Annotated in this window: 25 protein-coding genes; 16 read left to right on the plus strand and 9 right to left on the minus strand. The window is 63.5% G+C overall.

Annotated features, from left to right (window positions below; translation table 11 throughout):
• Window positions 1–56: 56 nt before the first annotated feature.
• The 4 genes from GYH29_RS04370 (at window position 57) to GYH29_RS04385 (ending at window position 3,304) form a co-directional block, all read left to right on the plus strand.
• Window positions 57–1,277: a maltoporin gene (locus tag GYH29_RS04370; RefSeq protein ID WP_019104242.1), complete on the plus strand. Its 1,221-nt coding sequence runs from the start codon at window positions 57–59 to the stop codon at window positions 1,275–1,277.
• Between the two features lie 123 nt (window positions 1,278–1,400).
• Complete coding sequence (locus GYH29_RS04375) at window positions 1,401–2,186, plus strand: arylamine N-acetyltransferase family protein (protein WP_019104241.1); 786 nt, start codon at window positions 1,401–1,403, stop codon at window positions 2,184–2,186.
• Between the two features lie 73 nt (window positions 2,187–2,259).
• Window positions 2,260–2,946, plus strand: coding sequence for a DUF1345 domain-containing protein (locus tag GYH29_RS04380; RefSeq protein WP_019104240.1), 687 nt, complete (start codon window positions 2,260–2,262; stop codon window positions 2,944–2,946).
• 22 nt (window positions 2,947–2,968) lie between these two features.
• Window positions 2,969–3,304, plus strand: coding sequence for a YnfA family protein (locus GYH29_RS04385; protein WP_039756656.1), 336 nt, complete (start codon window positions 2,969–2,971; stop codon window positions 3,302–3,304).
• An 80-nt stretch (window positions 3,305–3,384) separates the two neighbouring features.
• On the opposite strand, the gene GYH29_RS04390 is transcribed toward GYH29_RS04385, so the two are convergent.
• From GYH29_RS04390 to aceB, 4 genes are all read right to left on the minus strand, one after another.
• On the minus strand, window positions 3,385–3,996 hold the full coding sequence (locus GYH29_RS04390) for a glutathione S-transferase (protein WP_019104238.1): 612 nt from the start codon (window positions 3,994–3,996) through the stop codon (window positions 3,385–3,387).
• A 99-nt stretch (window positions 3,997–4,095) separates the two neighbouring features.
• On the minus strand, window positions 4,096–4,785 hold the full coding sequence (locus GYH29_RS04395; protein ID WP_019104237.1) for an SIMPL domain-containing protein: 690 nt from the start codon (window positions 4,783–4,785) through the stop codon (window positions 4,096–4,098).
• 63 nt (window positions 4,786–4,848) lie between these two features.
• On the minus strand, window positions 4,849–6,042 hold the full coding sequence (locus GYH29_RS04400) for a GGDEF domain-containing protein (protein ID WP_019104236.1): 1,194 nt from the start codon (window positions 6,040–6,042) through the stop codon (window positions 4,849–4,851).
• 233 nt (window positions 6,043–6,275) lie between these two features.
• Complete coding sequence (gene aceB, locus GYH29_RS04405) at window positions 6,276–7,871, minus strand: malate synthase A (RefSeq protein ID WP_161523222.1); 1,596 nt, start codon at window positions 7,869–7,871, stop codon at window positions 6,276–6,278.
• A gap of 164 nt (window positions 7,872–8,035) precedes the next feature.
• Here aceB and GYH29_RS04410 point away from each other — a divergent pair, with 164 nt between their 5' ends.
• From GYH29_RS04410 to GYH29_RS04425, 4 genes are all read left to right on the plus strand, one after another.
• A complete protein-coding gene (locus GYH29_RS04410; protein ID WP_019104234.1) occupies window positions 8,036–8,926 on the plus strand; it encodes a LysR family transcriptional regulator in 891 nt (296 codons plus the stop codon).
• Between the two features lie 3 nt (window positions 8,927–8,929).
• The gene (locus tag GYH29_RS04415) at window positions 8,930–9,391 is read left to right on the plus strand and encodes a DUF4136 domain-containing protein (protein ID WP_152596928.1); all 462 of its coding nucleotides are present in this window, start codon (window positions 8,930–8,932) and stop codon (window positions 9,389–9,391) included.
• Window positions 9,392–9,951: 560 nt separating this feature from the next.
• Entirely contained in the window at window positions 9,952–11,316 is a 1,365-nt protein-coding gene (locus tag GYH29_RS04420; protein WP_269473795.1) for an amino acid permease, read from the plus strand.
• A 95-nt stretch (window positions 11,317–11,411) separates the two neighbouring features.
• Window positions 11,412–11,930 carry an O-acetyl-ADP-ribose deacetylase gene (locus GYH29_RS04425; RefSeq protein ID WP_043591942.1) on the plus strand — a complete coding sequence of 173 codons (519 nt, stop codon included), beginning with the start codon at window positions 11,412–11,414 and terminating at the stop codon, window positions 11,928–11,930.
• Window position 11,931: 1 nt separating this feature from the next.
• Here the strand turns inward: GYH29_RS04425 and GYH29_RS04430 are convergent, their stop codons facing one another.
• Window positions 11,932–12,807 (minus strand): ion transporter, encoded by an 876-nt coding sequence (locus GYH29_RS04430; protein ID WP_019104230.1) that lies wholly within the window; start codon window positions 12,805–12,807, stop codon window positions 11,932–11,934.
• Between the two features lie 194 nt (window positions 12,808–13,001).
• Between GYH29_RS04430 and cysK the strand changes: the two genes are divergently transcribed.
• Both cysK and GYH29_RS04440 read left to right on the plus strand, forming a co-directional pair.
• Window positions 13,002–13,937 carry a cysteine synthase A gene (gene cysK / locus GYH29_RS04435; protein ID WP_019104229.1) on the plus strand — a complete coding sequence of 312 codons (936 nt, stop codon included), beginning with the start codon at window positions 13,002–13,004 and terminating at the stop codon, window positions 13,935–13,937.
• Between the two features lie 89 nt (window positions 13,938–14,026).
• On the plus strand, window positions 14,027–14,899 hold the full coding sequence (locus GYH29_RS04440; protein ID WP_043591941.1) for an ATP-binding protein: 873 nt from the start codon (window positions 14,027–14,029) through the stop codon (window positions 14,897–14,899).
• Here GYH29_RS04440 and GYH29_RS04445 read toward each other — a convergent pair.
• Window positions 14,894–16,600 carry a potassium/proton antiporter gene (locus GYH29_RS04445; protein WP_043592061.1) on the minus strand — a complete coding sequence of 569 codons (1,707 nt, stop codon included), beginning with the start codon at window positions 16,598–16,600 and terminating at the stop codon, window positions 14,894–14,896. The genes GYH29_RS04440 and GYH29_RS04445 overlap by 6 nt on opposite strands.
• 1,177 nt (window positions 16,601–17,777) lie before the next feature.
• Here GYH29_RS04445 and GYH29_RS04450 point away from each other — a divergent pair.
• From GYH29_RS04450 to GYH29_RS04460, 3 genes are all read left to right on the plus strand, one after another.
• Entirely contained in the window at window positions 17,778–17,981 is a 204-nt protein-coding gene (locus tag GYH29_RS04450; RefSeq protein ID WP_019100082.1) for a hypothetical protein, read from the plus strand.
• 117 nt (window positions 17,982–18,098) lie between these two features.
• Complete coding sequence (locus tag GYH29_RS04455; RefSeq protein ID WP_043591939.1) at window positions 18,099–19,037, plus strand: Nudix family hydrolase; 939 nt, start codon at window positions 18,099–18,101, stop codon at window positions 19,035–19,037.
• The gene (locus tag GYH29_RS04460) at window positions 19,034–19,462 is read left to right on the plus strand and encodes a hypothetical protein (protein WP_043591937.1); all 429 of its coding nucleotides are present in this window, start codon (window positions 19,034–19,036) and stop codon (window positions 19,460–19,462) included. Before GYH29_RS04455 ends, GYH29_RS04460 begins: the two co-directional genes overlap by 4 nt.
• A 20-nt stretch (window positions 19,463–19,482) precedes the next feature.
• Here the strand turns inward: GYH29_RS04460 and GYH29_RS04465 are convergent, their stop codons facing one another.
• From GYH29_RS04465 to GYH29_RS04475, 3 genes are all read right to left on the minus strand, one after another.
• Window positions 19,483–19,935 carry a DUF4442 domain-containing protein gene (locus GYH29_RS04465; protein WP_019100079.1) on the minus strand — a complete coding sequence of 151 codons (453 nt, stop codon included), beginning with the start codon at window positions 19,933–19,935 and terminating at the stop codon, window positions 19,483–19,485.
• 88 nt (window positions 19,936–20,023) lie between these two features.
• Window positions 20,024–20,536, minus strand: a complete 513-nt coding sequence (gene sodC, locus GYH29_RS04470) for a superoxide dismutase family protein (RefSeq protein ID WP_107731622.1) — start codon at window positions 20,534–20,536, stop codon at window positions 20,024–20,026.
• 242 nt (window positions 20,537–20,778) lie between these two features.
• On the minus strand, window positions 20,779–21,444 hold the full coding sequence (locus tag GYH29_RS04475) for a cytochrome b (RefSeq protein WP_161523223.1): 666 nt from the start codon (window positions 21,442–21,444) through the stop codon (window positions 20,779–20,781).
• 333 nt (window positions 21,445–21,777) lie between these two features.
• On the opposite strand from GYH29_RS04475, the gene gspG reads away from it, so the two are divergent.
• Genes gspG through GYH29_RS04490 form a run of 3 tightly spaced genes read left to right on the plus strand, consistent with a single transcriptional unit; the run spans window position 21,778 to window position 23,861 of the window.
• Complete coding sequence (gene gspG, locus GYH29_RS04480; RefSeq protein ID WP_051002556.1) at window positions 21,778–22,212, plus strand: type II secretion system major pseudopilin GspG; 435 nt, start codon at window positions 21,778–21,780, stop codon at window positions 22,210–22,212.
• Window positions 22,202–22,669, plus strand: coding sequence for a transglycosylase SLT domain-containing protein (locus GYH29_RS04485; RefSeq protein WP_019100328.1), 468 nt, complete (start codon window positions 22,202–22,204; stop codon window positions 22,667–22,669). Before gspG ends, GYH29_RS04485 begins: the two co-directional genes overlap by 11 nt.
• 1 nt (window position 22,670) lies before the next feature.
• Entirely contained in the window at window positions 22,671–23,861 is a 1,191-nt protein-coding gene (locus tag GYH29_RS04490; RefSeq protein ID WP_019100327.1) for a type II secretion system F family protein, read from the plus strand.
• Window positions 23,862–23,929: the final 68 nt, after the last annotated feature.

Consider the following 23,929-nt stretch of genomic DNA (forward strand, 5'->3'; position numbering starts at 1 on the left):
GCATTCCCGGCCGGCAGGCCGCGTTGTGCCCAAAACTAAGGGAAATGGAGAGAACAATGACTCAATTCACCCCCCGCGGCCTGGCCTTGCTGGCCTTGTCCGCCCCCCTGCTGCTGCCCGCCGCCGCGCAAGCACTGGATTTTCACGGCTACGCCCGCCTGGGCGCCGGCGGTTCCGACAGCGGCGGCAAGCAGAGCTGCTTTCAGCTGGCCGGCGCCGAAACCAAGTACCGGCTGGGCAACGAATGCGAGCAGTACGCCGAGCTGGAACTGGGCCAGCAGCTGTTCCAGGCCGAAAACGGCAGCAAGCTCAGCGTGGTGGGCATGGCCAGCCTGTACAACCGCAACGGCCATTCGCTGACTTTCCAGGGCGACAATGGCAATGTCCGCTTGCCGCAGGCCTACGCCAAGTGGAGCGATATCCCGGAACTGAACGGCGCCACGCTGTGGGCGGGGCGGCGCTACTACAAGCGGCACGACGTGCATATCGCCGACTTCTATTTCTGGAACCCCAGCGGCACCGGTTTCGGTTTGGAGGATTTCAAATTGGGCCAAGCGCTCAAGCTCAGCTACGCCTTCTCGCGCAACGACAATTGGTGGCAGGCGGATCAGGCTAATAAGCATGATCTGCAATTGGGCGGCATCGCCGTCAATCCCGGCGGCGAGTTGACTCTGGGCCTCAGCTACATCCAGCGCGCTGGCCAGGTGACGGGCGCGAACAGCGGCTGGTCGCTCAGCGCCTTGCACGAGCAAAAAGGCGTATTGGGCGGACGCAACCTGTTTGCGTTGCAATACGGGGTGGGGCCGGGCACCGGCCTGGGCGGCACCGGCAGTCTCGTCAGCGACAGCGGCACGCGACGCAGCCGGCTGGTGGAGGCGCTGGACTGGCAAGCCACGCGAGAATTCGGCGGCCAGTTGATGCTGGCCTGGCAACGCGACGCGCGGCCGGACGGTGGGCAGACCTGGTGGTCGGCCGGCGCGCGGCCGGTCTACGCCTTTGGCGAGCGCTTCAAGCTGGCGGCCGAAGTGGGCTTCGACCGGGTCAAGGCCGCCGATGGCCAAGTCCGCACCCTGAGCAAGTTCACCATTGCGCCGACCTTGGCGCTGGATAAGGCGTTCTGGAGCCGGCCGGAACTGCGTTTCTTCTACACCTACGCGCGCTGGAACCGCGCCGCCCAGCAGGCGGCCGCGCCCGGCTCGACTTTGGCCGACGGCGGCGCCTTCGGCCATGCGCTGAGCGGCTCCACCTTCGGGGTGCAGCTGGAACACTGGTGGTGAGCAATGTTTGAGCGTAGCGGGCGCGGACCATCAAATTTTTTGAACGTTTCGCCCGGATAATTGATCTGTCGATCCCGTCCGACGGCTGTTAGATTGCCTGTCTGAAGTTAGACGGGAGGGACTATGCCGGACATCAACGCTCTATTTCGGGCCCGCATCGGCTGGGACGCGCAGCGGCCGCTGGCTTTCGAAGACATCGACGCCTTGCTGCGCGAGACGGCCTTGAGCCTGCCGTTTGAAAACCTGAGCCTGTTCCAGGGCGGGCCCGAGCCTATCAGCGAGCACAGCCTGCTGGAAAAAATCGCGCTGCGCGATGAAGGCGGCCTATGTTACGAACTCAATCCCTTGCTTTATCTCTTCCTGCGCCGCAACGGCCTGGAAGCCAGCCTGATCCGCGCGACGATCTTCGATGAAGACAGCCAGGACTGGTTGCCGCTGGGAGGCACCCATGTCGCCATTCTGCTGTGGCATCAAGGCCAGGGCTATCTGCTGGATTGCGGCTACGGCCTCAAGCAGCCGCTGCGCATGGTGCCGCTGTGCGGCGAAGTGGCGCGCTCCGCCAACGGCGACTACCGGGTGGCCTGGCCGGCCGGCGCCGGCTTCGCGCAACTGGAGCGGCGGCCGCCGGGCGAGGGCTGGCGCATCGCCTACGGCTTCGACCTGGACGATGAGATCGCCGATTGCGGCGCGCTGAGCGAGATCCAGCGCCGCATCTCCGAAGACCCGCGTTCGCCGTTCAACAAGACCCGGCTGATGGCTTTGCTGACCGCCGAAGGCAGCCGGGTGCTGACCGAGGACGCGCTGACCGAGACCCGCAACGGCAGGCAATGCCGGCTGACGCTGGCGCCGGGCGAGTTCGAGACCTTCCGCCGCTTGTTCACCCGGCGCTTCAGCGAACCGCCGGCTTGAGCGGCGAGGGCTTGCCGCCCGCGCCGGGATGGGTACACTGAGGCCCTGTCCATCGTCGGGGAGTCTCGCCGCCATGTCCGTCCTGTTTCGCTCCATCCGCCGGTTCGCGCCGGCGCGCATGCTGCTGGCCCGTCCGCGGCTGGCGATCGCCGCCGCCGTCGGCCTGCTGACCGTGCTGGCGCTGCCCTGGCTGTTGCCGATGCGGGAGATCACCCGCTACATCGTCGGCTGGAACGCCGGCGCCGCGCTCTATCTGGCGCTGGTGGCCTGGATGATGTTCAGCGAGGGCCGTCAGCACATCCGCCATTGGGCCAGGCTGGAGGACGAGGGGCAGACGCTGGTGATGACGCTGGCCGTTTTGGCGGCGCTGGCCAGCCTGGCCGCCATCGTGCTGGAGCTGGCGGCGGTCAAGGACCTGCACGGCTGGCCGCGCGCCGTCCACGTCGCGCTGGCCATCCTGACCATTTTTTCCTCCTGGGCCTTTATTCACGTGATGTTCGCGCTGCATTACGCGCGGGCCTACTACGCCGCCCACGCGCGCGGCCTGGCGCCGGGCCTGGAGTTTCCCGGTAAGGAGGAGCCGGATTACGGCGACTTCCTCTATTTCGCCTGCATCATAGGCACGTCCGGACAGACGGCCGACGTCAGCTACACCACCAGCGCCATGCGCAAGGTGGGCACGCTGCATTGCGTGCTGTCCTTCTTTTTCAACGCCACGGTGTTGGCCTTGATGATCAATATCGCCGCCGGCCTGATCTGATGCCGGCGCGCAGCGAGACCCCATGTTGAATGCTTTGAAATTATTGCTCTTGTTCGGCCTGACCGCGGTGGCGGAAATCGTCGGCTGTTACTTGCCCTGGCTGTGGCTGCGCAAGGAGGGGCCGTGGTGGCTGTTGCTGCCGGCCGGGTTGTCGCTGATGCTGTTCGTCTGGCTGCTGACCCTGCATCCGGCGGCCGCGGGCCGGGTTTACGCCGCTTACGGCGGCGTTTACGTGGCGGTGGCGCTGTTGTGGCTGTGGCTGGTGGACGGCGTGCGGCCCAGCGGCTGGGACATTGCCGGCGCGGCGGTGGCCTTGTGCGGGATGGCCATCATCATGCTGGCGCCGCGGCCTGGCTGAGTGTCGTTCACGATCCGTTGTGCGGGCACAGGCATGAAAAAACCGGGCTCAGGCCCGGTTTTTCTTGGCGGCGGCGCGATTCAAGCGGTCGGTGGCAGCGTGTCGGCGAAGGACGGCCGCGTCATCAGCCTCTCCAGTAGACTGGCCAGATTGGGGTGGCTGTCGCGCCAGTCTATTTCCGGGAAGCGGAAGTCCAGATAGCCCAGGCAGGCGCCGACGGCGATGTCGGCCAGGCTGTAGCCCACGCCGTTGCACCACTGGCGGTCAGCCAGATCGGCGGCGAGCGCGGCCAGGCCGCGGTCTATCTTGCCGCGTTGGCGGGTGATAGCTTCCTGCATCTGCTTATCGTCCGGGCGGCGTTTTTCCAGCACGATGGCCACCGCGGCGTCGACGATGCCGTCGGCCAGCGCTTCCCAGCGCCGAGTAGCGATCAGCAGGCGGTTTTCCTGGGGAAGAATGCGCGATACCGGCGAGATGTTATCCAGATACTCGGCGATGACGCGCGAGTCGTAGAGCGTCGAGCCGTCATCTAGTTCCAGAACCGGCACCTTGCCCAGAGGATTGTAGTCGCCAACGCGGGTGTCCGCGTTCCATGGCACGTCTTCCTCCAGCGGGCAGTCTATTTTCTTTTCGGCCAGCACGATGCGCACCTTGCGGGCGTAGGGGCTGGTCAACGAGGCGATCAGTTTCATGTTTCGGGTCGTTCTGGATGATGGCAGGCGAAGTGCTCGCCGGACGGATAAGGCCCGGCGAGCGACTACTTTAGCGCAATGCCGTGGCGGCTGGAAGGCTTACTTCAACTCCACCTTGCCGCTGACTTGCAGTTGCAGTTGAGATTGTCCTGGCTGCAGGTCCGGTTGCGCCACTTCCGCGTTGGCGGCCATGCCGGCGGCTTTCATCATCATAGGCGGACGAAAGATGGGGGACTGGCTTCCAATATCCAGTTCCTTGATATTGCTGACATTTTTTCCGATGGCCTTGGCGGCGATCTTGGCTTGGGCTTCCAGGTTGGCGATGGCTTCCGGCAGCATGCTCTGCTCCGCTTCCTTGCGCGCCTGGTCGGATACGCTGAACTGCAGTCCTTGCAGCAATAAGTTCTGTTGCAGTTTGGCCATCAGTTCGGCGGCCTGGGCGAAATCGCGGCTTTTCAGCTGGATTTCCACCCGGCCTTGCCAGCCCTGGATCTTGCCGTTTTTGTCGTAATTGGGCCAGGTGTTGTAGCCGCCGCTGGACAGCTGCACTTTGGTATAGGTTTTGCCCAGAGCGATGCCCTGGGCGGCGGCCTTGTTAAGCCTATCGGCCAGCACCGCCGGCTGGGCGTTGCTCATTTGCTGGTAGAAGGTGGCGCTGATCTGGTCGTTGGGCACTTCGCGCTGGGCGCTGGCGGACAGATTGAGCTGGGTGGCGTCGGCCAGGGCCGGGGCGGCGCTGACGGCGAGCAGGGTTCCTAAGCTGGCAAGCAAGAGAGTCTGTTTGTTCATGTGTCGATTCCCATGACATTGTTGTCTTGATCGGAAAAGTCCGATTCGCAGTGTGTAGGCCCATCATGCCCGAGAAAAGTTTCCGACGGCATACTGTCCTTCGGCCAGTTCTATCCGGTTGCGGCCGTTACGTTTGGCCCGATAGAGCTGGCTGTCCGCGGCGCGGAACAGGCTGGACAGGCCATCATAAGGCTGCTGGCTGGTGCTGGCCACGCCAATGCTGACGCTGATGCGCAAGGGCGGGGCGGCTGAGGCAGGTTGCGGCCGCAGATCGGCCACCGCTCGCATGAGGCGTTGAGCTGCCGCGTGAGCGTCGTGCAAGCCGGTGCGCGGCAGCAGCATCACGAATTCCTCGCCGCCGTAACGGCCCACTATGTCGCCGGCGCGCGCTTGGGCGCGCAGACAGGCGGCCAGTTGTTGCAGCACCAGATCGCCGCATTGGTGGCCGTGGCGGTCATTGATGCTTTTGAAGTGATCGACGTCCAAGAGCAGCAGGGCCAGCGGCTTGCGCTCGCGCCAGGCGCGGCGGCAGGCGGCCTCGGCCAGTTCGCGGAAGCCGCGCTGGTTGAGCAGATTGGTCAGGCCGTCGTGACTGGCCTGATGCTGGGTCCGTTCCAGCGCGCGTTCGTAGCAGATGTACAGCGCGCACAAGATGAAGCTGAAACTAAGCCAGTGCATGCCTAGAGAACTGAGCATGGAAAAGCTCATGGAGTCGGCGTTGTAAATGTTGCCGGCCCAGATGGCGTGCACGATGCGCGCCAGCGCCAGCAGGGCATAAAGCAGGCTGACCGCCAGCGCCATTTTGCGGCCGGCGCCGGCGATGCGGGAGTGTCCAGGCCACAGTTCGCGGGCGGCCAGCAGCCAGGCGACCAGATAGACCAGGCAGATCGCGATGGTGCGCTCCCCCATATCGGCCGGGCCGGCTTGAAGATAGGCGGCCATGCCGGCGGCAACCAGCAACAGGCTTTGCCAGACGCGCGGACTTTTGCCGTTCAGATGGCGAATGCCGCAGAGCGCGAGGGGATGAAACAGCATCCACAGCAGATTGTTGAATACCAGTTGCGGCCATGGCGGCAGGCCGATGGGTAGCAGGCTGAACATGCCGCCCAGGCTGACGCTGGCGCCGGCCGAGCAGAAATACAGGAAGGCCCGCTCACCGCGGTTGCGCAGCCAGAACATCGTGATAATGGCGGTCAGCGCCAGGCCGTAGCCGGTGGTGCTGAGCACGGTGGCCTGGAAGTCGAGGATGCTTTGCATGTGGGGTCTGTTCAAAGTCTGCTGTGCGTCGTGAAACCTCGCGCGGCGGACGCGGCGTCTTGTCTCGCGAGCGGTGGCCAGAGCTTGAACAGATGACTGGCGGGCGCGCTTTGCAAGGTGAATTATGACAAGCGGCCCATGATAGGGCCGTTGTCCATGGGCTTCAATCCGCAAAGCTACGCAGCCAGGCTGACAAATCCCGACATTAGCGCCGTCGGGATCCATCTGTCCTGTCAGGCCAGGTATTCGTATCCAGGCAGCGTCAGGAACTCGACGAAATCGTCAGAGGTGGTCAGCAGGTAGAACATCGCGGCGGCATCGTCGTACTGGCGGGTCCAGCGCGCGCCGTACTCGGCCTTGAGCTTGGCCACTTCCGCCGCGTGCAACTGGTGGAACAGCTCGGCTGTTACTTTGCGGCCGTCGTCCAGCACGCCCTTGGGGCTGCGTATCCATTGCCAGATCTGAGAGCGGGAGATCTCCGCGGTGGCGGCGTCTTCCATCAGATTATGGATGGGAACGCAGCCGTTGCCGGAAATCCAGGCGCCCAGGTACTGGATGCCCACATTGATGTTCATCGCCAGTCCGGCTTCGGTGATCGGCGCTTCCGGGCGGAAGTCCAGCAGTTCGGCGGCGCCGACCTGAACGTCCGGCCGTTGTTTGGCGATCTGGTTGGGCGCGTTGCCCAGCACTTTGCCGAAGGCCTCGGCGGCGATGGGGACCAGGCCGGGGTGGGCCACCCATCCGCCGTCGTAACCGTCGGCGGCGTCGCGCTCCTTGTCCGCCCGGACGCCGGCCAGCGCCTTCTCATTGGCCGCCGGATCGTTCTTGATCGGGATCAGCGCCGCCATGCCGCCTATCGCCGGCGCCGCGCGGCGGTGGCAAGTCTTCAGCAGCAGCAGCGCGTAGGCGCGCATGAAGGGCACGGTCATGGTGATCTGGGCGCGGTTGGCCAGACAGAAGTCGCGGTTCTGACGGAATTTCTTGATGCAACTGAAAATATAGTCCCAGCGGCCGGCGTTGAGGCCGGCGCTGTGCTCGCGCAGTTCGTACAGAATTTCGTCCATTTCGAAAGCGGCGAGTATGGTTTCGATCAGCACTGTGGCCTTGATCGTGCCCTGCGGGATGGACAGCTCCTGTTGGGCGAACACGAATACCTCGTTCCACAGCCGCGCTTCCAGATGGCTTTCCATCTTGGGCAGGTAGTAATAAGTGGAGCTGCCCAAGCTGCGTAAGAATACGATGTTGTGGAAGAAGGACAAGGCGAAGTCGAACAGCGCGCCGGAGACGATGTCGCCGTCTACCTTGACGTGTTTTTCCATCAGGTGCCAGCCGCGCGGACGCAGCAGCAGGGTGGCGGTATCGGCGTTGAGCCGGTACTGCTTGCCGTCGGGGTTGGAGAAGGAGATGGTCTTGCGGTAGGCGTCGCGGACATTGATCTGGCCGTTGATCTGGTTGTCCCAGCTCGGGCAGTTGGAGTCCTCGAAATCCGCCATGAAGCTCTTGGCGCCGGAATTGAGCGCGTTGATCATCATCTTGCGGTCTACCGGGCCGGTGATTTCCACGCGGCGGTCCAGCAAATCGTCCGGCAGCGGCGCGATCTTCCAGTCGCCGGCGCGTACGGCGGCGGTTTCCGGCAGGAAGTCCGGCAGCTTGCCCGCGTCCAGCTCGGCTTGGCGCGCGGCGCGGGCGGCCATCAGTTCGCGGCGGCGAGGTTCGAAGCGGCGGTGCAGCTTGGCGACGAAGGCCAGCGCGTCGTGGCTGAGGATGTCGGCGTAGGCCGGGGTGAGCGTTGCGAGGATTTCGATCCCCTGAGGAAGCGTGGCTGCCATGCTGGGACTCCTTTGCAGTGTTGGCCGGGGCGGGCGGCGCCCGCATTCGGACCTGGGACAATGAAACGGGACCTGGCTAGTCTAGCTAGGCAAAGCGTAAAAAAAAATGCATATATAGACATATCATCTTTTACTTTTTGTTAGCTAATCGTGGGGCGGCCCGGATGTTTAAACAATTGGAGACCTTTGTCGCCGTGGTGTCGCAGGGCAGCTTGTCGGCCGCCGCGCGCCAGGAGGGGGTGGTGCCCGCTATCATAGGCCGGCGCATCGACGCGCTGGAGGAGAGGCTGGGCGTCAAGCTGCTGACCCGCAGCACGCGCAGCCTGGCCTTGACTCAGGAGGGGGCGGCCTTTTTCGAAGACTGTCAGCGCATCCTCGCCGATCTTGAAGACGCGGAGGCGGCGGTGGCTTCCGGCAGCGGCCGCGCGCGAGGTCATTTGCGGGTTTCGGCGCCGGCCGGTTTCGGCCGCAAGCACGTGGCGCCGCACATCGCGGGCTTTCAGCAACTTCACCCGGACGTGAAGGTGACGCTGGATCTGTCTGACCGCTTGGTGGACCTGCAGCGCGACCGCATCGACTGCGCGATCCGTATTTCAGACCTGGCGGATTCCTCGCTGGTGGCGATCCGGCTGGCGGAGAACCGTCGTGTGGTGGTAGCGGCCCCGGCCTATCTGGCGCGTCACGGTTTGCCGCTCCGGCTGGAGGACCTGGCCGAGCACAACTGTCTGTCGCTGGGGGAGAGTCAGAGCCGCGGCTGGGCGTTTCGTCGCGAGGGCGAGGCGGTGAACCTGCGCGTGTCCGGCCGGCTGGAGTGCAACGACGGCGCGGTGTTGCACGACTGGGCGTTGCAGGGTTTGGGTTTGGCCTGGCGTTCGCTGTGGGAAGTGAAGGACGATCTATCCGATGGCCGCTTGGTGACGGTGCTGGACGAGTTCTCCGCGCCGGACTATCCGGTATGCGCGGTGGTGCCGCAGCGGCGCTTACTGCCGGCGCGTGTGCGGCACTTCGTCGACTATCTGCGGTCAGTATATGCTGATGCGGCTTATTGGAATTGAGGCATGAAGATGAAAACAGCGATGGTGGCGCTCCTTGCCGCGCTGGCGGCCGCTCCGGCCTGGGCCGGCGCGGGCACGGTGGGGCTTAGCTGCCTGCCGTCGGCCGGCGCCGGCGTGGACATGCGCGCATGGCTGCTGGATCGCCTGGCTTTGAAGGGAGCGGCAGTGGATGAGACGCGGCCTCAGTGGAAGCTGTGTTTCAAGCAAAGCCAGCAGCGCCAGGTGTATTGGCCGGCGGATCGCTGGTATGCCGGCGGCTGGCGAGATTGGCGCTACGGCGGCGGCATGTACTGGTCGCCGGACTACCAGGTGCGCACCGTGCGCACGCTGGCGCTGGAAGTGGTCAACAGCGCCGACGGCACTGTGCTGTGGCAGGGCCAGCAGGAATTGGGCGACGGCGACAACGGCCGCCAGCAACTGGAGAACGCCGCGCGCAAATTGATAGATTTAATGCCATTGCCATGATTTGTTTTGCGTTATGATGACGCGCAGGGTTGGGATATTTCAGGCTATATGGGGTTTCCCGTATTGCCGACGGCGGGCCCTGCGGTACTATCGCATTCTTCCCCGGCATGAACTGCGTGGATCGGCGGCTAGTCAAGAACGGCGAACAAAATCAGCGTAGCGTCTGAGAACCGGTTCAATATCTGCTGTGCGTCGGCGATACGGCGCTGAAATCAGCTTCGAAATGCTCATGTACCACTCGTACATTCCGCTTTCTCAGCCGTTTTCGCCTTGTCTCGCCATTGCTCGCTAGATTTTGAACAGCTTCTTAAGGCAAGGCGCGTCGACGAAGACAGTACACAGAGTACGGCAAGTCGACGCAACGCGGCATCAGGATTTTGTCATGCCTTTTCTAAGCCGACGACGGACAGAGCAGCGGGGGATAGGACACAACAGATCATACAGGCCCCATCCGAGTATGAAGCGCCCGCCGGGACAGCGGGCGCTTTGTCGTTGTACCGGACGGCCGTTACGGGACAGTGAAACAAATGAGTTTGATGCGCAAAAAGAGCGTCCAGGGAATGCTGGCTACCGCTCAAACCTCGCGTGGGCTTCGCAAGGAGCTTTCCGCTTTCGACCTTACCATGCTCGGCATCGGCGCCATCATCGGCACCGGCATCTTCGTGCTGACCGGCACCGGCGCCACCGTGGCCGGCCCCGGCTTGGTGCTGTCCTTCGTGATCAGCGCCTTCGCCTGCGGCTTCGCCGCGCTGTGCTACGCCGAATTCGCCTCCATGCTGCCGGTGTCCGGCTCCACTTATACCTATGCCTACGCGACCTTGGGCGAAATGATCGCCTGGATCATAGGCTGGGACTTGTTGTTGGAATACCTGCTGGCTTCGTCGGCGGTGTCGGTGGGATGGTCCGGCTATTTCCAGAGCCTATTGTCCGGCTTTGGCGTGACTCTGCCTGAATACTTGACCGCCGCCGCAGGCTCGCTGCCAGGCAAACAGACGCTGTTCAATCTGCCGGCCTTCTGCGTGGCGATGGTGATCACCGCCTTGCTGGCCTTCGGCATCAAGGAGTCCAAGCGCGTCAACAATGTGGTGGTGCTGATCAAGGTGGGCGTGGTGTTGCTGTTCATCGGCATCGGCGTGTGGCACGTCAAGCCGGTGAACTGGCAGCCGGCGCTGCCCTTCGGCTTCTCCGGCGTGTTCCACGGCGCCGCCATTGTGTTCTTCAGCTTTATCGGCTTCGACGCGGTGACCTGCGCCGCCGAGGAAGTGAAGAACCCGGCCAAGGACATCCCGCGCGGGGTGATCTGGTCGTTGGGGGTGTGCTCCCTGCTTTACGTGGTGGTGGCGGCCATCATGACCGGCATCGTGCCTTATATGCAGTTCGCCGGTGTTGATCATCCCGTGTCCCTGGCCTTGCAAGTGGCCAAGTTGGACTGGTTCGCCGGCTTCGTCGATCTGGGCGCCATCCTCGGCATGATGACGGTGATCCTGGTGATGACCTATGGTCAGACTCGAATCCTGTTCGCCATGTCGCGCGACGGCCTGCTGCCCAAAATCTTTTCCGAGGTGAACCCCAGGTACGGCACGCCGTACAAGGCCACCTGGCTGATCGGCACCATCATCGCGCTGCTGGCCGGCTTCGTGCCGCTGCACACGCTGGCGGAACTGGTGAACATCGGCACTCTGGCCGCCTTCACCCTGATCGCGCTGTCGGTGATCGTGCTGCGCAAGCGCGAGCCCAATCTGCCGCGCAAATTCGTTTGCCCGGGCGTGCCCTACATCCCGACGCTGGCCATTCTGTGCTGCGGCTTCCTGATGACCCAGCTATCGCTGCTGACCTGGCTGTGTTTCATGGCCTGGCTGTTGATCGGCCTGGTGGTGTATTTTGGGTATTCGCGACGGAATTCGCTGTTGAACAATCCCGCCTGAGGCGGAGTGTGAAAAAGCCGGCAAAAGCCGGCTTTTTTTGCGCCCGCGGCCGCCCGCGGGCGGATAATGGCGGCATGGACGGAGGAGGGGAAACGATGGAAGCGAAGACCGAATTGACGGCATGGCAGGGAGACATCACCACGCTGGCGCTGGACGCCATTGTCAACGCCGCCAACGCCAGCTTGCTGGGCGGCGGCGGGGTGGACGGGGCCATCCACCGCGCAGCCGGGCCGGAACTGCTGGCGGAATGCCGGACCTTGAACGGCTGCCGCGTCGGCGAAGCCAAGCTGACCGCCGGCTACCAGCTGCCGGCGCGGCATGTGATTCATACGGTGGGGCCGATCTGGCAGGGCGGCGCTCAAGGAGAGGCGGAGTTGCTGGCCGCCTGCTACCGCAACAGTCTAGCGCTGGCGGCGCGGCACGGGCTGGCCAGCATTGCCTTCCCTGCGATCAGCTGCGGCGTTTACGGCTACCCGGCAACGGAGGCCAGCGATATCGCGGTTGGCTCCGTCCGTCAGTGGCTGGCGCAGGAGCCTCATACGCTGCGGCGCGTGCTGCTGGTGGCCTTTGACGACGCGATGGCCGACCGCTACCGGCGCTTGCTGGCCGGCTAGGCTAGCTGACCTCGCCCTTGGACGGGCGCGGCAACTGGCCGCCGCAGTGTTTGCAGAAACGGGCGTCCCAGTCGTGGCCCTCAGTGAAGCAATGAGGGCACAGCCGAGTGCCGGACACGGCTTCCACAGTCTTGGCCTTGGCGCCGCTGCCGCGCGCGATTTCCGCGGTGACGATGCCGGTGGGCACCGCGATGATGCCGTAGCCGGTAATCATGACTACGCTGGCCAGCGCCTGGCCCAGCGGCGTCTTGGGCGTGATGTCGCCGAAGCCCACCGTGGTCAGGGTGACGATGGCCCAGTAAATGCTGACCGGGATGCTGGTGTAGCCGTGCTCCGGGCCTTCTATCACGAACATCATCGTGCCCAGAATCACCACCAGCAAGACCACGGTGACCAGAAACACCGTGATCTTGCGGCGGCTGGCCAGCATCGCCCGTTTCAACTCGCTGGCCTCGCCGATGTAGCGGGTCAGCTTGAGAATGCGGAACATGCGAAGCAGGCGAAGGATGCGGATATCGGCCAGGAAGCGGCTTTCCGGGATGAGCAGCCCAAGATACAGCGGCAGCACCGACAGCAGATCGATGACGCCGAAGAAGCTTTTCACATAGCGCATCGGCTTGTGGATGCAGATCAGCCGCAATGCGTATTCGATAGTGAACAGAATGGTGAAACACCAGTCTAGAATCTTGAGTTGGGGCCCCCAAGCGGCTTGTATGCTTTGCACGCTCTCCAAGATCACCGTCAGCACCGACAGCAGGATGGCGACGATCAGCGCCAGGTCGAAGATGCGGCCCGGCCGGGTGTCTGCCTCGTAAATGATGATGTAGAGCTTGCGGCGCCAGCCGGTGAGGGGGATCAGGGTTTCCTGTGTTGGCATAAGCGGGGAATGGGCCTCGGTCTGCGGGTGATGGGCAATGGTTTCAGTGTAGTTGCCGGACCGCGGCGCGCGCGGGGCCGGCTGAGACTGCCAAGTTTGTCGATTATAAGCAAACAATATTTTGGTTCGTTGCTCAGCTTGTTTATGATGCTGGGTAATATGGTTTTCTTCAAAACAGTCTGTGGAGAATAAAGATGCGAATTGCCAATGCTGTGACGGATTTGATCGGCAACACCCCGCTGGTGCGGCTTAATCGGGTGACCGAAGGCTGCGGTGCCACTGTGGTCGCCAAACTGGAGTTCTTCAACCCGGCTCACAGCGTTAAGGACCGCATCGCTGTGGCGATGATCGACGCCGCCGAGCAGGCCGGCAAGATCGGCCCGGACACTACCATCGTCGAACCCACCTCCGGGAATACCGGCATCGGCCTGGCCATGGTCTGCGCCGCGCGCGGCTATAAGCTGGTGATCACCATGCCGGAAACCATGAGCCGGGAACGCCGTCAACTGCTGCGCGCCTATGGCGCCGAGTTGATTCTGACCCCGGGACCCGACGGCATGGGCGGCGCCATCGCCAAGGCGCGTGAATTGGTAGAGCAGAATCCGGACAGCCACTTCATGCCGCAGCAGTTTGAGAACCCGGCCAACCCGGCCATCCACCGCAACACCACCGCCGAAGAAGTATGGAAGGACACCGACGGCAAGGTCGACATCTTCGTCGCCGGCGTCGGCACCGGCGGCACTATCACCGGGGTGGGCGAAGTGCTGAAGGCGCGCAAGCCCGGCGTGCGCATCGTAGCGGTGGAGCCGGACGCGTCCCCGGTGCTGTCCGGCGGCCCCAAAGGCCCCCACCCGATCCAGGGCATCGGCGCCGGTTTTGTGCCAGCCATTCTCAACACCGGCATTTACGATGAAATCATCCGGGTGAAAAATGAGGATTCGATGGAAACCGCGCGCGCGGTGGCGGCGCGCGAGGGCCTGCTGGTGGGCATTTCCTCAGGCGCGGCGGTGTGGGCGGCGCTGGAACTGGCCAAGCGTCCGGAAAACGCCGGCAAGCTGATCGTGGTGGTGATTCCCTCCTTTGGCGAGCGTTATCTGTCCACACCCTTGTTCCAGCATCTGGCGGATTGACACGCTCGCGGCGGCGGCCGCGGACATCGACAGCCTGGCGGCTTTCTGCCAGGCTGTTTGTTTTTGTCGTTTCGCATCAAGGGGAAATCATGGAGCAGTTGCAAGCTTTGCTGACCCGCGCCGAAGCCATGCTGACGCGCTTGGAGCCTCTGCTGCCGCCAGCGCGGCCGGAACCGGACTGGAGCGCGCTGGCCTTCCGCTGGCAGCGCCAGGGCATGGCCGGCTGGCTGGAGGCGGTGGCGGAGCCGCACGCGCCGGAACTGGAGCGACTGACCCATATCGACGCCCAGCGCGCGCAGCTGCTGCGCAACACCCGCCAGTTCGTCAAGGGCCGGCCCGCCAACAATGTGTTGCTCACCGGCGCGCGCGGCACCGGCAAGTCCTCGCTGGTTAAGGCGCTGCTGCCGGAGTTCGCCGCCAAGGGCCTGCGCCTCATCGAAGTGGACAAGGCGCAACTGGGCGATCTGAACCGTATCGTCGAGCTGGTGGCTGGGCGCAAGGAGCGCTTTATCCTGTTTTGCGACGATCTGTCCTTCGAGCAGGGCGACGACGCCTACAAGGCGCTTAAAACCGCGCTGGACGGCGGCCTGGCTCGCCGCGTCGATAATGTGCTGGTGTACGCCACCTCCAACCGCCGCCATCTGATGCCGGAAAAAATGAGCGAAAACCGCGAAGGCTGGGTGCAGGACGGCGAAATCCATCCGGGGGAGGCGATTGAGGAGAAGGTGTCGTTGTCGGACCGCTTCGGCCTGTGGCTGTCTTTCTACCCGTTTGATCAGGACGCCTACCTGGCAGCGGCGGCCGAGTGGCTAGCGCATTTTGGCCTGAAGCTGGACGCCGAGGCGGAAAAGGCCGCGCTGCATTGGAGCCATCTGCGCGGCAGTCGCTCCGGCCGCGTCGCCTGGCAGTTCGCCTGCGATTGGGCCGGGCGCAGCGCCAAGGAGCGCAAGGCCTTGCTATGACTTCAAATAGCGCAGGCCCACGCTCTTGACCTGACCGTCGGCCGCGGCGCGGATCACCATCTCCAGCCGGTCCAGCCGCAGCACGTCGCCGGCCACCAGAGGATAGCCGCAGGCGCGTTTGCAGTATTCGGCGATGCTGTCGGCGCGGTCGCGCTCGCTCAGCGTCAGGCCGTAGCTGTCTGCCAGATCGCCCAACCGCGCCAGCCCGGATACGGTGAAGTAACCGTAATAAGGATCGTCCCCGGGCGGATGAAAGGCCTCGCCGGCCGTCTCCAGAGCCGGACCGGGGCCGATCAGGCAGGCCCAGTCGCCGGCGCGCAGCGTCTGGCTCGCCGCCGGCTCAAGCGCTTGTTCATCACGATACAGCGCCACCAGCCGCACGCCGCTGGGCAAGGCCAGTTCGCCGGCCAGTTGGTCTTCGGCCGGGCTGTCGGCGCGCACCAGGCAGGAGGCGGCCTCGTAGCGGGCTTCCTGGCCGCTGACCACGGGCACTCGGTGTTCGACGTCCGGCCGCGCCGGCAGCTTCAGCTTCAATTTCTCCGCCAGCGGCGCGATGGTCCAGCCTTGGAACAGCAGCGACATCATCACCACGAAGAAGGCCACGTTGAAGAACAGCTGGCTATTGGGCAAGCCCGCCATCAGCGGGAAAATAGCCAGAATCACCGGCACCGCGCCGCGCAGGCCCACCCAGCTCATGAACAGCTTTTCCGCCTTGGGCACCGGGAAAGGCAGCATGCACAGCCACACCGCCAGCGGCCGCGCCACCAGCATCAGCACGATGGAGATCGCCAGCGCGTAGGGCGCCACCGGCAGTAGATTGGACGGCGTCACCAATAGCCCCAATACCAGGAACATGGTTACTTGGGCCAGCCAGGCGTAGCCGTCGTGGATGTTCAATAGATTGGGCAGATCGGCCACTCGGGCGTTGCCCACCACGATGCCGGCCAGATAGATGGCGAGGAAGCCACTGCCGCCGGCCGCGGTGGTCAGGCTGAACAGCGCGCCGGCGGTGCCCAGGCTGAACAGCGCCAGCATCGCGCCGCGCGGACCCAGCCGTTGGAACAGCCAAACCATGGCTTTGCCGCCGGCCCAGCCGGCCAGCGCGCCCAGGCCCATTTGCTTGATGAATAGCCACAACATGGCAGCGATGCCGGCATCCTGGCCCTGCTGGCCCAGCACCCCTATCAGCGCCGAGGTCAGAAACACCGCCATCGGGTCGTTGCTGCCGGATTCTATCTCCAGCGCGCTGCCGACGCGGCGGTTGATTTCCAGGCCGCGCCCGGACAGGAGCGCGAACACCGCGGCGGCGTCGGTGGAGCCGACGATGGCGCCAATCAGCAAGCCTTCCAGCCAGCTGAGGTTCAGCACCCAGGCGGCGAACAAGCCTGTCACGCCGGTGGTAATCAACACCCCCAGCGTGGCGAGCACCCCGGCTGGTTTCAGGCTGATGCGGAAGCTGTCCTGGCGCGTGCGCAGGCCGCCGTCGAACAAGATCACCACCAGGGCGATGGTGCCGACCACATAACTGAGCTGGTAATTGCTGAACACGATCTTGCCGGGGCCATCCTCGCCGGCCAGCATGCCCAGCGCCAGAAAGACCAAGAGCAGCGGGGCACCGAAACGGGAGGCGATGGAGGACACCACCAGGCTGGCCAGGAATACCAGCGAGCCGGCCAGGATGAGTGAATTTAAGGTGTCCAAGTGCATGCTCCTTCAGCGGGATGGGGGAGGTCATGACGAAATCGATCAAGCCCGTAGGCGGAGCGCGGATGGCTTGCCTTGTGTCGCCACGAGATGGAATGACAATCGGGATAAATATGCAGATTTCGCAGGTTTACAGTGCTAATGGTAACACTTTGAGACTTATCAGCCGCGCCTGAAACCAGCAATTGGCTCATTTTTTTGCGTTTTTAATGCATATTATGATTTTTCTGACTTGGCAATATCGCCGCGAATATGACGAAGTATTTACTTTTCACTCGATGCGATGTGCATTTTGTGCATTTTGTATTTGTATATTAATGACAAGTAAATGTATTGGGGTGTGTATGACTTTTCGTAAAATCGCCTTGCTGGCTAAGGGCCTAAGCATCTCCTGGATGGCTTTTGCTTCCATGGCTCCTTGGTACAGATGGGAAAGCAAGTTTGACGGCTAGCTGGTGTGCTCGCAATTCTCCTATGGCCCGGGGTGGGTTTTGTTCAATAACATTCCTTACTAAAGACGCGGGCTGCCGCATTTCTGGCCGTCCGGGCTGATTAGGCTCGACGCTAGGCCTTGGCTGGGTTGCTCTTGGCGCGCGGTCCCGCTTGTTCAAAGCGGCGCCGTGTGTTGAGGTCGACGATTTCAGTTCAGGGCTAAGAACCTGTTTACGATCTGCCGCGTGTCGTGACGCGTGGCACGGTGTGTACGGCATTCGAAATGTTCATGTACCACGCCTGCATTCCGCTTTCTCAGCCGTTTTCACCTTGCCTCGGCCTATCTCGCGAGATCGTAAACACGTTCTAAGCACTAAATTTTAAGAGCGGTGAAAAACAAGGGCGCTAAGGCGCCCTGCATTATTGGATGTTGGAGGGAAGGGGCGGATAGGTTTTGAAGCAGTCCTCTGTGCGAAGCAATACGATAAGCTTTATGCCATTAGTATTATGCTGTATATTTGTTTGGCATTTTATGCGCATGATCACTGTTGGAGCCTGTTCAAAGTCTCGCGAGCAAGGGCGAGACAAGGCGAAAACGAGCGAAAAAGCAGAATGCACGAGGGGCACATGAGCATTTTTGATGCTTGTACCCATCGTGAAATGCTTCATGAAGCGCAGCAGACTTTGAGCAGGTTATTAGGTCTGGATCATGCTTTTCTTCACTTGTCCTGAGGTACGCACGATGACTCGCAAAATCATTCTGGCCCTGGCGGCCTTGTCTTTTCCCTTGATGACTTTGGCCGCTCCCGCTCCTTGGTATCTGTGGCAGAGCAAGATCGACGGCAAGCTTGCCTGCTCGCAATTCTCTTTGGGGCCGGGTTGGACGCAGTTCAGCTCCCAGCCTTATAAGGACGCGGGTTGCACCAAGCCGGGCCGTCCGGGTTGAGACAAGCTTGAATCCATTAAGGGCGCCGCGGCGCCCTTAATGCTAGGGGGCGCTTGGGGTAGAATGCGCTGCCGGCCGCCGAGAGCCGGAACGATATTCACCGGGCAAGACCAAGCGATGAGCGACAGCAAGATCATAGAGGTAGTGGCCGGCGCGCTGATGCGGCCGGACGGCAGTTTCATGCTGGGCAGCCGGCCCGAGGGCAAACCCTACGCCGGTTATTGGGAATTTCCCGGCGGCAAGGTGGAGCCGGGCGAGAGCGGCGAGCAGGCGCTGGCGCGAGAGCTGTACGAGGAAATGGGTATTGAGATGGAAGCTGCGACGCCGTGGCTGACCAAGGTCCACCATTACGAACACGCTTCGGTGCGGCTGCGTTTCTTCCGGGTCTGGTCCTGGCGCGGCGAGCCGCAGTCGCGGGAAGGCCAGCGCTTCGCCTGGCAGACGCCGGGCGCGTGCACGGTGCAACCCATGCTGCCGGCCAACGGGCCTATTCTCAAATCGCTTGAACTGCCGGCGGCTTATGCGATCAGCTGCGCGCATGAGATCGGCGTCGACGCCCAGTTGCGGCGGCTGGAGCAGGGGTCAGGCTGGGGCATGGTGCAGATCCGCGAGCCGCAGATGTCACGCGCCGAGCTCGCCGACTTCGTCGCCAAGGCGGCGGCCATCGTCCATGAGCGCGGCGGTAAGTTGCTGGTCAACGCGGATCCGTCCTGGGCGGTGGAATGGCCGGTGGACGGCGTGCATCTGAACGCCGCGCGGCTGGCCTCGCTGGAGGTGCGCCCGGCGTTCGCCTGGGTGGGGGCGTCAGCGCATGATGCGGCGCAAGTGGCGCGGATCGGAGACCTGGGCCTGGACTACGCCTTGCTCGGCCATGTGGCGGCTACCCCCAGTCATCCCGGCGCGGCGCCCTTGGGCTGGGACGGTTTCCGGGAGTGCCTGGCCGCCGGCGCGCCCGCGCCGGTCTACGCGCTGGGCGGCATGAGCCTAGACGATCTGGATGCCGCCCGTCGTCATGGCGCGCACGGCGTCGCCTTGATGCGGGGAGCTTGGCGATGAATGCCAAGCAGCGTAAATGGCTGGCTCTGGGCGGCGCCTTGCTGTTGTTGGCCAGCCTCAAGTTCAGCTTGATCTACCGCTGGTACGGCGAGCGGCAGCCGACCAAGCCGACGCCGTTGGCCTGCGTTGCCGGCCGGCCATCCTGTGATCTGCCCGGCGGCGGCGTGTGGCGTTTCGCGTCGCCGCCGCAAAATGGCAAGCCGTTCGAGATTCGTTTGGAAGGCGTCGCGGCGCGGGAAGCGCCGCAGGTGGAGTTCAATATGGCCGATATGGACATGGGCTTCAATCGCTACACCTTTGTGCGCGACGGCGCCGATTGGAAGGCGGTGGTCACCCTGCCGCTGTGCGTCAGCGGCAGCCGCGACTGGCTCGCTGTCTTTAGCCTGAACGGCAAGCGCTATCTGCTGCCGTTTTCCACGCATTGAAGAGAGGGGGGCGCGCCGCCTCATTTCTTCTTGCGTTTGATGTACAAGGTCTTGAATACCCTCGCCACCAACTCGCCCTGCTGATCCAGAATATCCACTTGTAATTTCGGCAGGTATTTGTCTCCGGCGGCGGTGCGCCGCCGGATATCCTCCAGCATGCCCGGCTCCAGTCGGAAGCGAGCACGCACTGTGCCGCGGCCCGGCTTGATGTAGTCGATGCTGCCGCTCTTGTCCCACACATAGTAGTCCCGCCCCAACTGGCGCATCAGCATCAGCATGAAGAAGGGGTCGGTCATCGCGTACAGGCTGCCGCCGAAATGGGTGCCGACGTAGTTGCGATTGCTGAAGCCCAGTTTGAGCCGCACCTCGATATCGCTGAAGTCGGTGGCCAGCCGTTTGACGCGAATGCCGGCGCCCAGAAAGGGCGGCCATAGATTGAGCAGGAATTTGAACAGCCAGGCGGGTGGTTTCATTGCCTTGAAACGGTCGTTTGAATTTGACCATCGTCGATAAAAAAACCGGCGCTGTCAATCGCGCCGGTTTGGGCTGTCGCGGCCAGGCTTATTTGACCACGCCGCAGGCCACGCGCGCGCCGCCGCCGCCCAGCGGCTGCGGGTGATCGCTGTGATTGTCGCCGCCGGCGTGCACCATCAGCGCATGGCCGGCAAAGTCCGCCGCTTTCAAGCGCGGCGCCAGCACGGGATAGTTCGCCTTGCCGTCGGCGCCCACGTATAGCGCGGGCAGGTCGCCCTTGTGGCCTTGGCCGTATGGGCCTGCGTGAGTGCCGGTTTTGTCCGGATCCCAGTGGCCGCCGGCTGAGCCGGCCGGCGTGGCCACGCCGTTGGCGCCGATGGACGGCGCGCAGGAAGGTTTCTCATGTACGTGGAAACCGTGCAGACCTGCCGGCAGTTTTTCAAGATTGGGCGTTAGCAGCGCGCCGTAGGGCGTGTCCTCGATGACGATGCTGCCGGCGGGGCCGGCGTTGCCCTTGGCGTCGACGAAGGATAGTTCCACGCTTTGAGCCAGGGCCAGAGCAGGCAGACAGCACAGTATGGTGGATAAGGTACGTAACATGGGGCGGTTCTCCGTGTAGGGCGGGGGAGTGATCAAGACTCCGATTGTGCCATTTCGCTTCCTGCTTGGAGCCTGGCTGTTAGAACCTGTTTACGATCTGCTGCGCGTTGTGGAATGTAACAGGGGGAGCGCCCTTTCGAATTGCTCGGAGGCCACCAGTACATTCCGCTTCTCCAGCCGTTTTCGCCTTGTCTCGCTCTTGCTCGCGAGACTTTGAGCAGGTTCTAAGGGGGGAACGTGAATCAGGAGGCCAGCCGGTCGCTTGGCGTCAAGCTCTCGTTCTGCGCCTCGGTGTCCGGCGAGCAACGGTGGCAGTCGGTCACGGCGGGAGCCGGATCCGGAACCCGGCGCCGCCAGCTCATGCGCCGCAGCGTGTCATCTTTCAGCGCGACATGGTGCCAAATGGCGGCGGCGATATGGACGGCGAGCAGGCTGTAGCAAGCCCAACCCAGCCAATCGTGCAAGCGCACTGTCGCGACGACCAGGGACGGGTCGGCCGCGACCAGGCGCGGAAACTCGAAGCCCAACAGGGGCATGGGGATTGCCAGGCCCTTGGCGTTGACGATGATCCAGCCCAGCAGGCAGGAGGCCAGTATCAAGGCGTAGATCGCCAGATGGGCGGCGTGGGCGCAAGCGCGTTGCGCGCGACCGCTGCCGGCCAGCGGCGGCAGCGCAGGGCCGGCCAGCCGCGCGGCGGCGCGAAGCAGAGTCAGAAAGAGCAGGGCCATGCCGCAGCCGATATGCACGATCATCACGCTGCGCATTTCGATGGAGGCGTGTTTGACCAAGACGTGACGCAGCCCGCCGGCCAGCGCCAGGCTGGCCATCAAGAGTACGCTTAGCCAGTGAAACAGGATTTGCAGACGCGGGTAACTATGGCTGGTGGCGACCAGAGCGGAAGGTGACATACGTTTCTCCAAGGTGCGTCCGCGCCGATTAGGGGATGGCGGCGGCACGCAGTTAAAAAAGACGCTATTCAAACGCAGCCGCCGGCGATGGCGCCATGATTCTGAAGCCATTCTCAATTCGTCCACCTGTGTCGGCGGGCGGCCTCCCTGTGCCGGCCGTCTTGTATCGGAGCGCTCGGTTTTAGATTCCTTTCAGAAACATTGAGAACGGCGGAAGCCTCATGTGAGCATGCGCTGGCAACGGGCAGGACCGTCGCCGTTCGTGGCGCGGATCTGTCTTCATCTTCAACCGCACGCCCCTGGCGCGGCCTTTTTTTTTGGACAAGCGATTTTATGACGACGATGAACGCTGGACGGCGCTCGGCCGGTCAAGGTGGCTTCACGCTGCTGGAATTACTGGTGGTGTTGTTGATCATCGCCCTGTTGGCCGGTTATGTCGGGCCCAAGCTGTTTTCCCAAGTGGACAAGGCCAAGGTCAAGGCCACCCAGGCGCAAATGAAAACCCTGGGTGACGCCTTGGCGCAATACCGGCTGGACGTCGGCGTCTATCCCAGCGCGGAACAGGGCCTGGAGGCGTTGGTGAAAGCGCCGCCGGGCGTGGCCGGCTGGCATGGCCCCTACTTGGCCAAGGACGTGCCTATGGACGCCTGGGGCCGGCCGTATCAATGGCGGGTGCCCGGCCGCGATGCCGATGCCGAGGCCGAGATCGTTTCTCTGGGCGAGGCCGGACGGACGGGGGGCGACGGTGAACTGGCTCATGCGCTGTAAGGGTCTGCTGCCGCTGCTGACCATGTGCGCCGCGTTGTTCGGCAGCGCGCAGGCGTCGGCCAATTGCTGGAGGGAAGCCGGCGCTCGCTACCAGGTGGACCCGCTGCTGCTGTATTCGATCGCCAAGGTGGAGTCCGCGTTGAATCCCCTCGCGGTCAATTACAACAAGAACGGCAGTCACGACATCGGCCTGATGCAGATCAACAGCATTCATCTGCCGGCGCTGGCCAAGCGCGGCATCAGTCGTCAGCGGCTGCTGGACGAGCCTTGCCTGAGCATACAGGTGGGCGCGTCCATTCTGGCGGACTTCATCGCGCGTTACGGCTACACCTGGCGCGCGGTGGGCGCCTACAACGCCGGCGGCGCGGCGGCCCGCGAAGGCGCGCGCAAGCGTTACGTGGATAAGGTGTGGCGGCAGTATCTGCAATTGCGCGCGGAACGCGAGGCGAGGCGCTGAGATGGGGGCCTATCGGATCAGCGTGCTGCGGCAGGGCGAGGTGAGGACGCATCGAGTGCGGGCGGACAGTGAGGCTGCCGCGTTGGCTCAGTTGAGCGCGGACGACGGCCTGGTACTGGAGGCTGCGCGCGAAGCCGGCGGCGGACGAGCCGAGCGCGCGCTCAAGGGCGCGGCGCTGGGCCTGCTGTTGCAAGAACTGTCGGCGTTGCTGGAGGCTGGCCTGGTTTTGATCGAAGCGCTGCAAGCGCTGCGCGATCAGGCCGGCGGAGGCGACAAAGCATTGCAGAGCGTGCTGGACCGGCTATTGCAAGCCCTGTACCAGGGGCAGCCGCTGTCGCGGGCGATGGAGGCCCAGCCGGATGTGTTTCCGGCCCTGCTGGCGGCCACCGTGGCCGCGTCCGAAGGCAGCGGCCAGCTGCCGGCGGCCTTGAAGCGCTATCAGTACTACGAACTGCGCATTGTCGCCATCCGCAAGCGGGTGACCGGCGCGCTGGTCTACCCGGCGCTGGTGCTCTCCGTTGGTTTCGGCATCCTGCTGTTCATGCTGTTTTTCGTGATTCCCCGTTTCGCCGTGGTGTTCGAATCGCTGCGCGAGCTGCCGGCCACCGCCGCAGCCATGCTGTGGTGGGCGCGGCTAGTGCAGGCGCACGGCGGCTTGCTGGGGGCGGGCCTGGCCGCGGGACTGGCTGCGCTGTGCCTGCTGTTGCGCGCGCAGCGCACTCAGCACTTTTTGTTGAGCCTGTTGTGGACGCTGCCCCGGCTGCGCGATGTCGCGCGTCTGTTTGTGTTGGCTCGGTTTTACCGCACCGCCGGCTTGTTGATCGCCGGCGGCACGCCGGCCTTGCAGGCTTTTGAATTGTCCGGACGGCTGCTGCCGGCCGCGTATGGCCAGCGCCTGGACCGCGCGCTGGAAGAGTTGCGCGCCGGCCGGCCGGTGGCGGACACCCTGGCGCGCCACGAGCTGACCACGGCGGTGGCGGAGCGGCTGCTGAGGGTTGGCGAACAGAGCGGCGACCTGGGCGGCATGTGCGAGCGCATCGCCCAGTTTCACGACGGCGCGCTGGATCAAGCGATAGAAGTGTTCAGCAAAGTATTCGAACCGATTTTGATGTTGGCGGTGGGCGGTTTGGTCGGTCTGATCGTCGCCCTGCTGTATATGCCGATTTTCGAATTGGCCGGCGGGATGGGGTGAGGGCTAGTTCAAATCTCTCGAGTAAGAGCGAGACCAGGCGAAAACGGTTGAGAAAGCGGAATGTACCG

The organism is Chromobacterium haemolyticum (assembly GCF_009936155.1).
Taxonomy (GTDB): Bacteria; Pseudomonadota; Gammaproteobacteria; order Burkholderiales; family Chromobacteriaceae; genus Chromobacterium; species Chromobacterium haemolyticum.

Bases quoted from the DNA above. Each gene is read 5' to 3' on its own strand.
- GYH29_RS04370 (WP_019104242.1), top strand. From the start codon at position 57: ATGACTCAATTCACCCCCCGCGGCCTGGCCTTGCTGGCCTTGTCCGCC.
- GYH29_RS04375 (WP_019104241.1), top strand. From the start codon at position 1,401: ATGCCGGACATCAACGCTCTATTTCGGGCCCGCATCGGCTGGGACGCG.
- GYH29_RS04380 (WP_019104240.1), top strand. From the start codon at position 2,260: ATGTCCGTCCTGTTTCGCTCCATCCGCCGGTTCGCGCCGGCGCGCATG.
- GYH29_RS04385 (WP_039756656.1), top strand. From the start codon at position 2,969: ATGTTGAATGCTTTGAAATTATTGCTCTTGTTCGGCCTGACCGCGGTG.
- GYH29_RS04390 (WP_019104238.1), bottom strand. From the start codon at position 3,996: ATGAAACTGATCGCCTCGTTGACCAGCCCCTACGCCCGCAAGGTGCGC.
- GYH29_RS04395 (WP_019104237.1), bottom strand. From the start codon at position 4,785: ATGAACAAACAGACTCTCTTGCTTGCCAGCTTAGGAACCCTGCTCGCC.
- GYH29_RS04400 (WP_019104236.1), bottom strand. From the start codon at position 6,042: ATGCAAAGCATCCTCGACTTCCAGGCCACCGTGCTCAGCACCACCGGC.
- aceB (WP_161523222.1), bottom strand. From the start codon at position 7,871: ATGGCAGCCACGCTTCCTCAGGGGATCGAAATCCTCGCAACGCTCACC.
- GYH29_RS04410 (WP_019104234.1), top strand. From the start codon at position 8,036: ATGTTTAAACAATTGGAGACCTTTGTCGCCGTGGTGTCGCAGGGCAGC.
- GYH29_RS04415 (WP_152596928.1), top strand. From the start codon at position 8,930: ATGAAGATGAAAACAGCGATGGTGGCGCTCCTTGCCGCGCTGGCGGCC.
- GYH29_RS04420 (WP_269473795.1), top strand. From the start codon at position 9,952: ATGCTGGCTACCGCTCAAACCTCGCGTGGGCTTCGCAAGGAGCTTTCC.
- GYH29_RS04425 (WP_043591942.1), top strand. From the start codon at position 11,412: ATGGAAGCGAAGACCGAATTGACGGCATGGCAGGGAGACATCACCACG.
- GYH29_RS04430 (WP_019104230.1), bottom strand. From the start codon at position 12,807: ATGCCAACACAGGAAACCCTGATCCCCCTCACCGGCTGGCGCCGCAAG.
- cysK (WP_019104229.1), top strand. From the start codon at position 13,002: ATGCGAATTGCCAATGCTGTGACGGATTTGATCGGCAACACCCCGCTG.
- GYH29_RS04440 (WP_043591941.1), top strand. From the start codon at position 14,027: ATGGAGCAGTTGCAAGCTTTGCTGACCCGCGCCGAAGCCATGCTGACG.
- GYH29_RS04450 (WP_019100082.1), top strand. From the start codon at position 17,778: ATGACTCGCAAAATCATTCTGGCCCTGGCGGCCTTGTCTTTTCCCTTG.
- GYH29_RS04455 (WP_043591939.1), top strand. From the start codon at position 18,099: ATGAGCGACAGCAAGATCATAGAGGTAGTGGCCGGCGCGCTGATGCGG.
- GYH29_RS04460 (WP_043591937.1), top strand. From the start codon at position 19,034: ATGAATGCCAAGCAGCGTAAATGGCTGGCTCTGGGCGGCGCCTTGCTG.
- GYH29_RS04465 (WP_019100079.1), bottom strand. From the start codon at position 19,935: ATGAAACCACCCGCCTGGCTGTTCAAATTCCTGCTCAATCTATGGCCG.
- sodC (WP_107731622.1), bottom strand. From the start codon at position 20,536: ATGTTACGTACCTTATCCACCATACTGTGCTGTCTGCCTGCTCTGGCC.
- GYH29_RS04475 (WP_161523223.1), bottom strand. From the start codon at position 21,444: ATGTCACCTTCCGCTCTGGTCGCCACCAGCCATAGTTACCCGCGTCTG.
- gspG (WP_051002556.1), top strand. From the start codon at position 21,778: ATGACGACGATGAACGCTGGACGGCGCTCGGCCGGTCAAGGTGGCTTC.
- GYH29_RS04485 (WP_019100328.1), top strand. From the start codon at position 22,202: ATGCGCTGTAAGGGTCTGCTGCCGCTGCTGACCATGTGCGCCGCGTTG.
- GYH29_RS04490 (WP_019100327.1), top strand. From the start codon at position 22,671: ATGGGGGCCTATCGGATCAGCGTGCTGCGGCAGGGCGAGGTGAGGACG.